The following is a 14,017-nucleotide window of genomic DNA, read 5'->3' on the forward strand; positions in this document are numbered from 1 at the left end:
CGCCTCCAGGTCATGAACTGGAGGCGATTTTTTCGTTTATGTAGCCTTAACGACTGTAGCCGCTTCGCCTTGCCGAAGAGTAGTCAAGGGCGAACAAACCAAGCCTGCACAACTCAAGGCTTTATGGCTCTCTAGATGCTAACAATGCCTGACCATTGAACTTTTTTCAGCTTGTCCCGCCGATAAGAGAAGAAAAATTCTGGTTCCTGGTAGGTGCAGTGAGGTGCTACGCTTACTTGTTCGCTACTAACTCCCATCTGTTCTAGTTGTAACTCGTTGACTCGCCGCACATCCAAGCGCACCCGTCCTGGCTGTGAATCTGGCAACAGAGGCGAATTGGGCAACTGCTGCAAGGCATCCAAAATTGCTTCTAAATCTTTTTCTGGGTCTAGCTGTGGTACGATACTAGCCCCAACTTCAGCCGCTACATCAACAGACAGCTGATAGACTTCACCAGTGATCGCAGGCCCCATCGCCACACGCAGATTTTGCAGTTGAGAGCCGTTTGCGAGAAGGTGAGCGATCGCTTGCGGAACAATTTTCCTAGCAGTACCGCGCCAACCTGCATGAACTGCCCCAACCTGCCCCGTTTGGGTATCAGCAATTAAAACCGGAGTACAATCAGCACTTGCTACCCACACCGACTGCTGGGGAAGTTCCGTCACAATCCCATCAGCCGGGGGTAACTCTTGACAATCGGCAGCCTCTTCAATTTGGGAAGGTGTCATCACAACATTGCCATGCACCTGTTTAACTCGATAAACCTGAGCGTCTGGCTGTAAAACCCCCACTAATTCCGCCGGATAGCGCGGCGAAAATTGTTGCGTAAAAAAACCGTGAGGCCAGTTTCTTAGCAAGCTACAAGTTAAATAGGGCAATCCTTCCCAATTATGCCAATTCCAGATATTAGTAAGATTTTGCGATTCTCCTGCGCCCAAATTCAGATCGGTGCGGGAAAGCATTGCCATCTGTTAACACTCCTCAAATGTCAGTGAGATCATGCTAACTTATGTAACCAATTAGTGATTTTGTATTAACGGCATTTAATTGACATCTTGCCCTATTCTCAATAAGCCTCAAAACTAGCCAAGAAATAAATTTCTTGGCTAATAGCGAAAGTCCCTTAAAATAGACTGAAATCTTTATATAATCAGCCTTTAGTCCTCTTAAGAGGACTAAAGGCTATTAGCCAGAAATTTTAATCTCTGGCGGGTTATTGCAACTGGTCTAAGATGTGGCATTTAATCAACATTGGCTGAAAGCCTCGGTAGGGGAAGTGCCTCTAAAGCTTTCCTATCATATATTTGAGACACTTCCCTCCACCAACCAAACCGTCTGGAAATTGATGGATCAAGGGGCAGAACCGGGAACGGTAGCGATCGCTCTTGAACAAACTGCTGGGCGGGGTCAGTGGGGTCGTCAATGGCAATCAAGCCTCGGTGGACTTTACCTATCCCTAGCCCTAGCTCCCAACCTACCAGCAACAAATAGCGCTCTTCTGACTTTATGCAGTGCTTGGGGAATTGCCACAGCATTACGTAGTCACAGCATCCCAGTATTTATTAAATGGCCCAACGATTTAATACTTTGGGGACGCAAACTAGGCGGCATTCTCACCGAAACTAGAGTACAGCAGGGAAAAATTACCAAAGCAGTCGTAGGCGTAGGGATTAACTGGGCTAACCCAGTACCTGAAACGGGAATTAATTTACAATCATTCTTTGAACAACAGCCACAACAAGTAATTTCATCCCTGGAAAGTCTAGCAGCAATTACTCTACAGGGAATTTTTACCGGATACCAATACGCCTCGCCGAAACAGATAGAGACTCTGTTACCCTCTTACTTAGAGCTTCTCACTAGCAAGGGTCGTTGTGTAATCGTAAACGGACGTTCTGGAGTCGTTGTGGGAGTCGCACCTACTGGCGAACTGCGAGTCCGCTTGTACTCAGGAGCCGCAGCCGAAGAAATTTGCCTCCAGCCCGGTACAATCAGTCTGGGCTATGAACGGTGATTTTTCCAGCTCCAGGGTGAAATGGGTGAAGACTTACCAGACTTAACTATTGAGAGCCAGTGAAATGAGGAGTGATTCCCAAATGCAAGAGCGAAACCACCCTAGTTGTACTTTGTTTGGCTTATTCTGCCGCCGTAAAGTGCTGATGCAGGGACTGAGTTGGATTGGCGGTATCGGTGTCATCAGCAGCGGCTGGGTTGTGGCCCAGACCGATCCGAGTATAGACAACATAGGCTCGTCCACAACCCAAGAAGCACCGCCTGTTGTAAGATTTGAGTCAAACTCGCCGCGTCCGCCAGCACCTCCGGCTGCACGTCGCCGCTCTATTGCACAACCAGAACGGGCTATTGTCCCCCGTCGTCGCTCGGCACCAACAGCGTCAGAGCCTAGTGTAGTTCCCCGTCGTCGTTCAGAAAAGCCAGTTGCTTCCCGCGGCCGCCGCTCAACACCAAAGCCAATTGCTTCCCGCCGTCGCCGTTTGGCACCAGAATTAGAGCAAGCGTCAGCTGCTTTCCGCCGCCGCTATTCACCCGCCACCGAGCCTAGTGTAGTTCGCCGCCGTCGCTCAGCACCAGCAGTGGAGTCAACTGCCGTATCTAGAGAACCAGAACTTTCTGCCCCAAATTTGTTGGAGCCAAATGCGATTTCTTATGTGAAGCCTCCTAAGCTTGCACCAAGCACATCAGGGGAGCCAGAGATTGCATCCAGCGACTACAACAATAACTACATCGATCCTACAGATTACAGTCTTGGAGCGACAAGTGGAGGCGAGGAGCTTAGTGCCTCTTATGAGGAACCGCCTGAGGTTGTGTTGTCCGAACGCTCAACTGGATGCCAAAGTGTTTTACAAAGCGGAGAGGGATTATCCGGCGGGCTTTGTGGTGGTGGTAGGGTAGCCTCTAGAAGACGCGATCGCGTAACCGCTAACCTAGCTTCTTCTCCCAGAAGCCGTAGAACTTACGGAAATGAGGTACGGCAAGCTATCAGGGCTAGAGAGTCCGGGAATCGAGCTGAAGTAACAGAAGCTATCAGGGCTGTAGGAAACCGCTCCGGGTTACGGCGCTCTCGTCTGGCATCTAGGCTAGAACGCAATAACCGCCGGGGAACCCTGTTGGCATCTGCCGGGCCTGTGCAAATTGGCCCGATTCGCGATCGCAGTAATCGCACTCGTTACCGTCGCAACAGGACTTCCTCCTCAGCGCCTGCGATCGCTTCCAACTTCCAGTCAGAACGCGAATACACACCACAAAATATACCCAGTTACAAGCCACCAATCCCCACCATTTTTCGAGGCTTGAGCAACGGCAACACCAGTTTAATTTTCCCACTGGCGGTTCCGGCACCAATTACCTCACTGTTTGGCTGGCGGGTGCATCCGATTTCCGGTAGTCGCAGATTCCACGCAGGTACTGACCTGGGCGCACCGATGGGAACGCCAGTTCTAGCAGCATACGCTGGTAGAGTAGCGATCGCGGACTGGATGGGCGGTTACGGTCAAGCCATTGTCCTCCAGCACAACGAAACCCAAGAAACCCTCTACGCTCACCTCTCAGAAATTCTTGTCCAACCAGGTCAAGTTATCGAACAGGGAACCGTAATTGGGCGAGTTGGCAGCACTGGCAATTCCACAGGCCCCCATCTCCACTTTGAAGTCCGCCAGTTAACCGAGTCAGGCTGGACGGCGATGAACTCAGGCGCTCAACTAGAGTATGGTTTGGCGCAACTGATCAAAGCCTTACAAGTAGCCCAGGCACCTCCTCAAACAACCCCTCAAACAACTCCTCAAACAACCCCTCAAACAACCCCTCAAACAACTCCTCAAACAACCCCTCAAACAATGCAACCAGACAGTTAAGAAGGCAAAACGTAAAAGTCAAAGGCAAAAAATTAATATTTTTTCTCTTTTTTGCCTTTGACTTGTCTTGCTCCAAGATTCGGAAAACACAGCTACACCCTTTCACAGATATCCGTGTTCTGCCAAGAATGAGGGTGTGATATTATGCAAACCAACAGTAGCGGGTGTCTCTTCCTCAACCGCAATAGCTGGATTACGCAGAAATTTTTCTACATATTTGCCCAGAATATCGGCTTCCAAATTTACCAAACCGCCAGTCTGTAAATAAGCAAGATTCGTCTCGGCATAACTGTGAGGAATTACAGCAACCGTAAACCAGCTGCCAGCCTGGTCGCAATCTGCCACCGTCAGACTCACCCCATTGACAGCAATGCTGCCTTTGGGGATGATGTACCGTGCAACTCCCGCAGGTGCCGCAAAGCGCATCTCCCAAGAGTTAGAGGTTTGTAAAGATTCCTTTAAATAGCCAATTCCGTCTACGTGGCCAGTCACAAAATGCCCCCCCAGCTTGCTGCCAACCCGTAGAGACGTTTCTAAATTCACATAGGCGGCGGCTTGCTGTCGCTGCCCCAAAGTTGTGCGTTTGAGAGTTTCCGGAGAAGCGGCTGCCACAAAACCTTCGGGCAAAATCTCCTCAACCGTCAGACAAACGCCATCAACTGCCACACTGTCACCGATGGCAAGAGTCGGTAAAATCATCTGGGAGGCATCTCCAAGGGCTGAAAGCTCAAAGCGGTCTTCTCCCAAGGGATACATGGTTCCCAATGCTTGAATTAATCCGGTAAACACTATTTTTCGCTGAAATTAGGTAAATAACGGTGATTAGTCTCTGGCTAATGGCTAACTGCTAATTGTTTCAAAACAATTAGCAGTTAGCCATCAGCAGTTAGCAATTAGCAACGGACAATACGAGGTCTATATTTTTTAGTAAAATTCCCAGCCCAATCGACCTAAGACTGCGGCATACTGGGAAATACAGCTTGGTTGATCCCAACTTAACCAAGTCTTCACAGCTGGTTGTACCGTCGCTTGGTAAGGTGATTAGAACCGCAAGCGTATTTGTTAAATCCCAGATCCGTCTAATACCAGTTTATAGCTTTGCTTTACCCACCCCGACGCCTACCGTGTTCTAGAGGCCAAGCTGATGATTGAAATGAGAGTTGCTGGAATTGCATTAGATGCCGTCACGCGCAGTCCGATAGTATTGCTCAAAGATGCTTCGGAGCGACGGGCATTGCCAATCTACATTGGACAAGATCAGGCAAAGGCAATTATCAGTGCTTTGGAAAAACAGACTCCTCCCCGCCCTCTCACTCACGATTTGATTGTCAATATTTTAGAAGCGTGGAATATGACTCTGGAGAGAATCATTATTCACTCGCTTCAGGACAATACATTTTACGCGATCCTGAGCGTTCGCCAAGGTGAGGTAAAAAAGGAGATTGATGCTCGTCCTAGCGATGCGATCGCTGTTGCCATCCGCACTGATAGTCCCATCTGGGTGATGGAAGAAGTCGTTGCCGATGCCTCAATTCCCGTTGACCGCGATGCTGACGAAGCAGAACGTCGAGCCTTCCGAGATTTTGTCTCCAAGCTCCGACCAGAGGATTTGATTCAGCGAGGAGGTTTGAGCGAGTAGCAATTTTTAATTTTGGATTTTAGATTGAAGAATTGGGGCATCTAGCCTCCAAGTAAAGATTCATAGGCTTGACTAGGCGCTATTTAATCCAAAATCCAAAATTTAAAATCCAAAATTGATATGCGTTATCGGCGGTTTGGAAAAACGAATCTACCACTATCGGTGTTTTCTATAGGAACTATGCGCTGTCTGGCTTCTGAAGAAAATGCACGCCAGACAGTACAGCAGGCTGTTTCTTTAGGAATTAATCACTTAGAAACGGCTAGAGGTTATGGCAAAAGCGAGCAGTATCTTGGTGCTGCCTTAAAAGCTGGATTACCTCTGTCGCGAGAGCAGCTTTACATCACTACCAAAATTCCGCCGACACCTGACGTTGATACTATGCGTCAGTACATCGACGAGTCCCTGTTGAGACTACAGCTGGACTACGTGGATTGTCTGGCAATTCATGGCATTAATACTTGGGAACATCTGGACTGGGTGCAGTCCGGCTCTATGCAGGCGGTAGCAGAAGCCGTAAAAAGCGATCGCGTCCGACACGTTGGTTTTTCTACTCACGCACCGCTGGAGGTCATTCTGGCGGCGATTAACACCGACCTGTTTGAATTTGTTAACCTGCACTATTACTACTTCTTTCAGCACAATGCTCCAGCGGTTGAGTTAGCTCACAAAAAGGATATGGGCGTTTTTATTATTTCGCCAGCGGATAAAGGAGGACAACTCTACACTCCACCAGAAACCCTGAAACATCTGTGTCAACCTTTCTCGCCACTGGAGCTAAATTACAAATTTTTATTAAGCGATCGCCGGATTACCACCCTCAGTATAGGTGCAGCTAACCCAGAGGAACTGAGGGAGCCTTTGACTGTGGCTGAGGGCGATGAATTTCTCACCCAGGCGGAAGTTGAAGTTTTTGGGCGCTTGGAGACTCATTTAGTAAAGACTCTCTCCACTGACCTGTGTAGCCAATGCTACGCCTGCTTACCTTGCCCAGAAAATATCAATATCCCGGAAGTGTTGCGGCTGCGTAATTTAGCTGTTGCTTACAACATGACCGAGTATGGTAAATACCGCTACCGGATGTTTGAAAACGCAGGCCACTGGTTTTGGGGAAGCAAAGGCGATCGCTGCACCGACTGTGGTGATTGTCTGCCCCATTGTCCCCAAAATCTGGACATCCCAGCCCTTTTGCGAGACTCGCACCAGCGTCTCAATGGGAAAGCTGGCCGTCGGCTTTGGGAATAACTATCATCGGATTGGGGATTGGGGATTAGGGATTGGGTAGACTTCGGGAAAGCTTCCTAGTCCCCAGTCCCCAGTACACGAGTCCCTAAATAGATTCTTTCCATTCAGCAAAGCCGAATTTTGTCTATAGCAGAAACGTCTCCAAGGTTGAATTAAATAAACATTACTGCCAAACAAGAAAGTGATTTGCTCTCTTATTTAATCAAATATTCCCTAAAATTTTCAAATATTACCAATAAATTTCTTTTGCTTGTAAAAAAGCAGAATTATAGATGAATAATAAAAATATTAAGGCTTCTTTAGAAAACGGAAGCCTAAACAAAGCAAACTTTCAGGTAATTAGCAATAGCGGTTGCATTTTCTGGTAAAAACAGAATTAGCTATAATTAACAAGTTAAGAGGGTTAAAAAATGTAAATAAATATTCAAATATAAGGATAATGTGGATACTGCGCTGGTTGTGAAGTGGTCGTTAGCAAGCAGTTGTTAATTATAGAGAAAAGGACAAGACTAGTAGAAAGCTATGAAAAAGATTTTAGTAATAGAAGATGAAGAATTTGTCCGGTACAATATTTTAGAACTGCTGGAGGCAGAAAATTTCGATGTTACTGGTGCAGAAAATGGCTTAATCGGGGTACAAATGGCAAGAGCTATCGGCCCCGATTTAATTATTTGTGATGTTATGATGCCCGAACTGGACGGTTATGGGGTGCTGAAAACGCTACGTCAAGATCCGATGACGGCGACAATTCCCTTCATTTTCCTGAGCGCTAAGGCTGAACGAGGCGATTTGCGTCAAGGTATGGAGCTTGGCGCGGACGACTATGTAACTAAGCCGTGTACGCCAGATGAACTGCTAGGCGCGATCGCTGCCCGCCTAAAAAGACAAACAGCCATTACTCAACCCTATACCGTGGCACTCAGACAAGCAGCAGAAAGACTAAATCACTTACTTTATTACGACAACATTACTAACCTTCCCAATCGGTTGCTATTGCGAGAACGGTTCAGTCAAATAATAGACACTAGGGAGCGAGGGAGAGAGCTAGACGGGTTCAGGAGCAGCGAGGAATTAGAATCTACATTCTCACCATCCCAAATCCCCTTCAGCGAAGCTTCCTTGCAAAGTTGGGTTCCACTTCTGTACCTGGGATTGGATCGGTTCAACCGCATTAACGAGGGCTTAGGAAATCAAAATAGCGACAGATTAATTAAAAAAATTGCCGAACGGATAACAGCCTGTCTTAGCAAACAGGACACTATCGCTCGCTTGAATGCCGATCAATTTGTAATTATTCTAGCAACCTTAAGTCAAAGACAAATGGTTGCCAGTGTTGCCCAAGCCATAGTGTCATCTATTAATGAATCTTTCACCTTAGAAAGCGGTGAAGTTTTCCTCTCTGCCAGCATTGGCATAGCCTTTTATCCAAGCAATGGGCAGGATCTAGACAGCCTGATGAAGAAAGCTTCAGCGGCGATGTTTTATACCCAAAAACTTCAGGGGAATAACTATCAGTTTTACACTCCAGATATAAATGTCGGTTCTAGCGAAGAACTGGAGCTAGAAGCGAGTCTGCGTCGTGCCTTAGAACAAAAAGAGTTTCAGGTTTATTATCAGCCGATTGTAAATCTTTCCTCTGGGAAAATTATCGGTGCTGAAGCCTTGGTGCGTTGGCAGCACCCCGTCCGGGGAATGGTTTCACCAGCAGAGTTTATTCCTCTGGCAGAAGAGACAGGCTTGATTGTTCCGCTTGGGGAGTGGGTGTTGCAAACTGCCTGCGCTCAAGCTCAGAGATGGAGAGATACTGGATTTTCATCGTTCCGGGTGTCGGTGAATTTGTCGGGGCGGCAATTCAGTCAACCGGAGCTGAGTCAGCGAATTGTGCAGATATTAGAAAGTGTCGGTGTTAATCCAGCTACTTTGGGATTAGAGCTGACTGAGAGCATTTTGGTGGAAAATGCTACAGGCGCGATCGCTACCTTAAACGAATTGAAACAACTGGGCATTCACATAGCCATTGATGATTTTGGCACAGGCTATGCTTCCCTGAGCTATCTCAAACAATTTCCCTTTGATACCTTAAAAATCGATCGTTCTTTTGTCTCTGATGTCACCAGCGATGCCCAAAATCAAGCAATTATGACTGCTGTAATTCAACTGGCTCACAATCTCAATCTCAAAGTCACGGCGGAAGGAGTAGAAACTGAAGCTGAACTGGCATTCTTAAGCCAGCAGCAGTGCGATGCTATGCAAGGCTATCTGTTCAGTCGTCCTATACCCGCAGCTGAGATGGAAATGATGCTGTTGAGGGGTAAACGTTTGTTACTTTAAGCTTTCCCCCTTGTAGTAGACACTTTTAAAGCCGGGAACCTTAGCCAACAATCCCTAGACAATAATAGAAACGAGATTAAAGTAAGTAAAAATGAAACTTCAAGGAAAACAAAACAGGAAACAGCAACCAGGAAAAAATATTGTTTATTACTTATTTCCTATTATTTATTGTCTATCGCCTTTTTTAGTGCAAGCACAAACACCATCCGTGCTGCTGCCTTCTACCAAACCTTTAGAATTCAAATTGCTCAATCCAGAGGCAATACCGCCAAGGGGCAATGTCATTACAGCAAATAGTATGTCAGAGACGGGGCTAACAAATCCTAGTCTCTGGTGGGCTGACGAACAGTTCGGTGGCAAGCTTTTGGAAAACTGGTTAGCGTACCCTAATGAGCGTCGGGTGGATTTGATAGTAAACCGCCAACTTTGGAGTATTTTGGACTATATGGGGCGCTATAGTTTTGTCAACAAAATGGGTACGGTTGCTAGAGATTTCGGCTACAGCACTAGGGTTTTTATTGTTAACCAGCCGGATGAAGCACTGGCTACCTACACCTGTGATTTTAGTACCAGTAGCCCTGTGTGCGATCTGAACATACAATCCATTGGTCAGGATAGTTGGCGGGTTCGGTCTAGAAATTAAAAATGGTAGTGGTAAATATGTAGTGATAACCACCTAAACTTGCAAGCATTCAAGCATAAGACAAGGCTACGGGGTAGTGGTATAGAAGTAGTGATAAATCTACTTATACCTCCTACCGTACAAGGCTTTGAACATTGAATATCACTACCGTTGATTTATACTCTGGGCCAACGGCAGATGCGTCAAGGTTTGCAGCAAGCGCAGTCGGGAAGAAAAATCAGCGTCAGCAAGTTGACGGAACGTCCGACGTTCCATTGGATATTTCAATGTTTCTAAGCCGTACATTTACTAATTGCCAACGGCGTGAAGCAAATCTCTAATCAGACGGATGAAGAATTATGGATACTTGTGTTTTTCCCGGATACCTGTCGTTACTACTATTTACCTTCGTGAGAGACATTCTTTTAATCTTGACAAATTAAACACAATGAAGCTTGATTTTTAAAGCGTTAGCTGACTTACCAGGAAGATAGCGCTAAGCCAGTCATTGAAAGAAAATTCCCATTTAGGAAGAGTTTCTGAGTTGACTTCTCTAAAATACCAATTTATTCTGAATATTGTTGAGAGTTAAGCTAAATTGTTGACTAACTTGCCTTGCCAGCCGGATAAGCAATCACAATTCCAAGGATGTGACAGTTTAGGGTGCGGAATGTGGGTTAAAATATCCTCTAAGTCCTAAGTCTTTCAATACGGCAAGAAGAACCTCAAGTGAGATTGAGGCAATGAATATGATCCGCAAAGGACAAGTCAATGGAATCGACAAAGGACAATTGAATGGAATCGACAAAAGGGATAGTGTGTCTCAAGCAAAGTTTATCCAAGAAATCTTTAGACTTATCGCTTAAGGCAACGAGATTGACACAGAGCATTTGTCACCGAGAAGTTTTTGTGACACAACCAGAAAGTCTAGACTATTAAGAACCCTTAGACGAACAGGATGCGTCATGCCGACCTATCGCTCCAAAACCTCCACCCAGGGACGCAATATGGCCGGTGCCCGCGCTCTCTGGCGCGCCACCGGAATGCACACCGAGGATTTCGAGAAGCCAATCATTGCAGTTGCCAACTCCTTTACCCAATTCGTACCCGGTCACGTTCACCTGAAGGATCTGGGTCAATTGGTGTGCCGTGAGATTGAAGCCGCCGGTGGTGTCGCCAAGGAATTCAACACCATTGCCGTGGACGATGGCATCGCTATGGGCCATGACGGGATGCTCTACAGTCTGCCCTCACGCGAGATCATCGCCGATTCGGTTGAGTACATGGTCAATGCCCATTGTGCCGACGCGCTGGTCTGCATTTCCAACTGTGACAAAATCACCCCCGGAATGTTGATGGCAGCCCTGCGTCTCAACATTCCCGCCGTATTCGTCTCCGGCGGACCTATGGAAGCTGGCAAGACCAAGCTCTCGGAACACAAACTAGACCTAGTGGATGCGATGGTGGCTGCCGCGAACGACCGTATCAGCGATGAGGTGGTCGAAGAGTATGAGCGTTCCGCCTGCCCAACCTGCGGCTCTTGCTCCGGTATGTTCACCGCCAACTCAATGAACTGTCTCACGGAGGCAATCGGTCTTTCCTTACCTGGCAATGGCACTGTGCTAGCGACCCATTTCGACCGTAAGGATTTATTCCTCAACGCCGCAAAGACCATTGTCAGCATTACCCGCCGTTACTACGAGCAGGACGATGAATCGGTACTGCCCCGCTCTATCGCCAGTTTCAAAGCGTTTGAAAATGCCATGAAGCTGGACATTGCAATGGGCGGGTCCACCAACACCATTCTGCACTTGCTGGCTGCTGCTCATGAAGCCGGGGTCAATTTTACCTTGACCGACATTGATCGTCTCTCGCGCCAAGTTCCGCAACTCTGCAAGGTGGCACCAAACACCCCCCAGTATCATGTGGAGGATGTCCACCGAGCCGGTGGTATCCCCGGCATTCTCGGTGAGCTGGATCATGCCGGACTGCTCCACACGGATGTGCCAACAGTTCACAGTAAGACGCTCAAAGAAGCCCTTGATCGCTGGGATGTCATGCGTACCGATGACGAAGCCGTCCACACCTTCTTCAAAGCTGGCCCGGCTGGGATTCCAACTCAGCAAGCGTTCAGCCAATCGACCCGTTGGCCATCACTCGACTTGGATCGAGAAAACGGCTGTATCCGCCGCCTCGAAAACGCCTACAGCAACGAGGGCGGACTGGCTGTGCTATACGGCAACCTGGCTGAGCGCGGTTGTATTGTGAAGACGGCAGGCGTAGACGAAAGCATTCATCTTTTTGAAGGCAAGGCGCGCATTTATGAAAGTCAGGATGCCGCTGTCAAAGGAATTCTTAGCGATGAAGTAGAACCAGGCGATGTGGTAATCATTCGCTATGAAGGCCCGCGCGGTGGACCTGGTATGCAGGAAATGCTCTATCCAACCAGTTACCTGAAATCCAAGGAACTGGGCAAGGCTTGTGCATTATTGACCGACGGTCGCTTCTCCGGCGGGACTTCGGGACTCTCGATTGGTCATGCCTCTCCGGAGGCGGCGGCGGGCGGCAACATTGCTCTGGTTCAGGACGGCGATCGCATCCTCATCGACATCCCCAATCGCAGCATCAATGTGGAGCTATCGGCGGAGGAATTAGCCAACCGTCGTGCTGCAATGGAAGCAAAGGGCAAAGATGCCTGGAAGCCTGCACAGCCCCGGCAGCGTCGGGTGAGTGCGGCACTCAAGGCTTATGCCCTGCTGGCAACTAGCGCGGATCAAGGCGCGGTACGAAACCTGGAAATGCTGGAGTAGAGAAATACCCAGACACAAAAACGGGGTTGTGTCGCTTGCAATAGGTAAATGGTAAGGTGGGAAAGCCTATCCTTACCTCCCCTCGCTCCTAGTGTCTACTCCTTCTGTGTTTAAGTGCTGACACCAGCCGCAAAGTAGCATTTCAAACATTTACTTGGTAAAGGTTTCAGCCTTTTTTACTGAAGTTCTCCATACAAATGTACTAATTTATATTGAAGTCCTTGCTATATCTGGGACAACGCTATTGATCTTCAGAAATATGTACCCATGTAAGCTGTCGCAATGATAGTGCGATCGCACTATCATTGCAACCGACAAAAAATCAATTGAAACCGGCACTGCATAGAGAGAGTTTTCATCGATTTTACACATGTAAAGGCGACAAAAATGGTGGAAAGTCCCTCTAGGTAGAAGTTTTGAGCTTTTGCCAGGGGGAGATTTTAGCTTAATCGGCAGCGCGGGTTGGGTTCTCATAACAACTCCACCTAAAACAGTATTTGGGTACTGGTAAATATATAGTGAAAAAATTACTACCTACATAGCGACGCATTATAGTAGTGGATAAAGGTAGTGGTAAATATATAGTGAAAAAATTACTATTTAGATAGCGACGCATTATAATGATGGATAAAATACCAGATAGCCCCAATGTGGTTTTCTACCTTTTTATAAAAAGACAAAGTTTTCCTAACCAATTAAGAAATTCTTTGACGCATCATATTATTAAACCTCTCAATATGGTTGGTCAGCCCACTCTTTTTACCTACGTCTTTATGCCGTTCGCTTGGAATAACTTGCTCATAAGCCGCCCAATAATCTGTATAACAAACAGCACATTGCCCGGAGGCGGAGCGTCTCCGGCTCCGCGATAAATTCATGGGAGAGAATCCCATAATCCTCTAGCCCCTTGTTCGCTGTACTCGCCAATATAACAACCGACAATCTTTCTATTTCTTTTATCCAATGCTAATCAAATCCACTGCTTATTACCTTTATGATTAACGAATGGCCAAGCTTCATCACATTCGATGTGTAATTTAAATTTAGGTTTCCTTGAAACTTTTACCTGCTTGGGAAATGAAGCATATTTAGTATTAACGTAGTTTTGAAGCCATTTTTGAGAAACGCTAGTTACTAAGGGAAATTCCTGCTAAGGAAATTTTCTCCATTAACATTTTGTCAATGTAAGTCAACGTATGCTTATCAATGATCTTATTCTTAGGGTTTCCAACAAATTGCGTGCCACAATCTTGACATTTATATTTAGGTTTTTTATTGTAGAATCCTGCCATTTTTAACAATATGGTTAGAACCGCAACGAGGGCACTCAGTCTTAGAAGTAAACATAATTACTAAAAATTTTTATATTTTTTAAGAACTATAGCATTTATAGCAATTCTCAGAGTTATGGGGTACGATGTGGTGCAAGTATATAAATTATAAAAATCAGCAATGAGACCTTATCCGATTGAGTTTCGGCAAAAAGTAATTGAAGTCTATG

At 46.8% G+C, this 14,017-nt stretch carries 10 protein-coding genes and 1 pseudogene; 8 read left to right on the forward strand and 3 right to left on the reverse strand.

Annotated elements, in window-relative coordinates:
• Window positions 1–131 precede the first annotated feature (131 nt).
• Window positions 132–962 (reverse strand): peptidoglycan editing factor PgeF, encoded by an 831-nt coding sequence (gene pgeF, locus NDI42_RS13140; protein WP_190459341.1) that lies wholly within the window; start codon window positions 960–962, stop codon window positions 132–134.
• A gap of 272 nt (window positions 963–1,234) precedes the next feature.
• Between pgeF and NDI42_RS13145 the strand changes: the two genes are divergently transcribed.
• Both NDI42_RS13145 and NDI42_RS13150 read left to right on the forward strand, forming a co-directional pair.
• On the forward strand, window positions 1,235–2,014 hold the full coding sequence (locus NDI42_RS13145) for a biotin--[acetyl-CoA-carboxylase] ligase (protein ID WP_190459324.1): 780 nt from the start codon (window positions 1,235–1,237) through the stop codon (window positions 2,012–2,014).
• 82 nt (window positions 2,015–2,096) lie between these two features.
• Window positions 2,097–3,869 carry a M23 family metallopeptidase gene (locus NDI42_RS13150; RefSeq protein WP_242017831.1) on the forward strand — a complete coding sequence of 591 codons (1,773 nt, stop codon included), beginning with the start codon at window positions 2,097–2,099 and terminating at the stop codon, window positions 3,867–3,869.
• A 102-nt stretch (window positions 3,870–3,971) separates the two neighbouring features.
• Here NDI42_RS13150 and NDI42_RS13155 read toward each other — a convergent pair whose 3' ends face one another.
• Window positions 3,972–4,658: a riboflavin synthase gene (locus NDI42_RS13155; protein ID WP_190459327.1), complete on the reverse strand. Its 687-nt coding sequence runs from the start codon at window positions 4,656–4,658 to the stop codon at window positions 3,972–3,974.
• Between the two features lie 355 nt (window positions 4,659–5,013).
• On the opposite strand from NDI42_RS13155, the gene NDI42_RS13160 reads away from it, so the two are divergent.
• From NDI42_RS13160 to ilvD, 6 genes are all read left to right on the forward strand, one after another.
• Complete coding sequence (locus NDI42_RS13160; protein ID WP_190426754.1) at window positions 5,014–5,508, forward strand: bifunctional nuclease family protein; 495 nt, start codon at window positions 5,014–5,016, stop codon at window positions 5,506–5,508.
• 120 nt (window positions 5,509–5,628) lie between these two features.
• On the forward strand, window positions 5,629–6,753 hold the full coding sequence (locus NDI42_RS13165) for an aldo/keto reductase (protein ID WP_190459329.1): 1,125 nt from the start codon (window positions 5,629–5,631) through the stop codon (window positions 6,751–6,753).
• Between the two features lie 522 nt (window positions 6,754–7,275).
• Entirely contained in the window at window positions 7,276–9,084 is a 1,809-nt protein-coding gene (locus NDI42_RS13170; protein ID WP_190459331.1) for an EAL domain-containing response regulator, read from the forward strand.
• Window positions 9,085–9,175: 91 nt separating this feature from the next.
• A complete protein-coding gene (locus NDI42_RS13175; RefSeq protein WP_199311400.1) occupies window positions 9,176–9,727 on the forward strand; it encodes a hypothetical protein in 552 nt (183 codons plus the stop codon).
• A 134-nt stretch (window positions 9,728–9,861) separates the two neighbouring features.
• Window positions 9,862–10,047 (forward strand): hypothetical protein, encoded by a 186-nt coding sequence (locus NDI42_RS13180; RefSeq protein WP_348231411.1) that lies wholly within the window; start codon window positions 9,862–9,864, stop codon window positions 10,045–10,047.
• 624 nt (window positions 10,048–10,671) lie between these two features.
• Window positions 10,672–12,516, forward strand: a complete 1,845-nt coding sequence (gene ilvD / locus NDI42_RS13185) for a dihydroxy-acid dehydratase (RefSeq protein WP_190459333.1) — start codon at window positions 10,672–10,674, stop codon at window positions 12,514–12,516.
• A 596-nt stretch (window positions 12,517–13,112) separates the two neighbouring features.
• Here the strand turns inward: ilvD and NDI42_RS13190 are convergent.
• Window positions 13,113–13,863: pseudogene (locus NDI42_RS13190) on the reverse strand (IS1 family transposase).
• Window positions 13,864–14,017: the final 154 nt, after the last annotated feature.

It is taken from the genome of Funiculus sociatus GB2-C1, assembly GCF_039962115.1.
Lineage (GTDB): Bacteria > Cyanobacteriota > Cyanobacteriia > Cyanobacteriales > FACHB-T130 > Funiculus > Funiculus sociatus.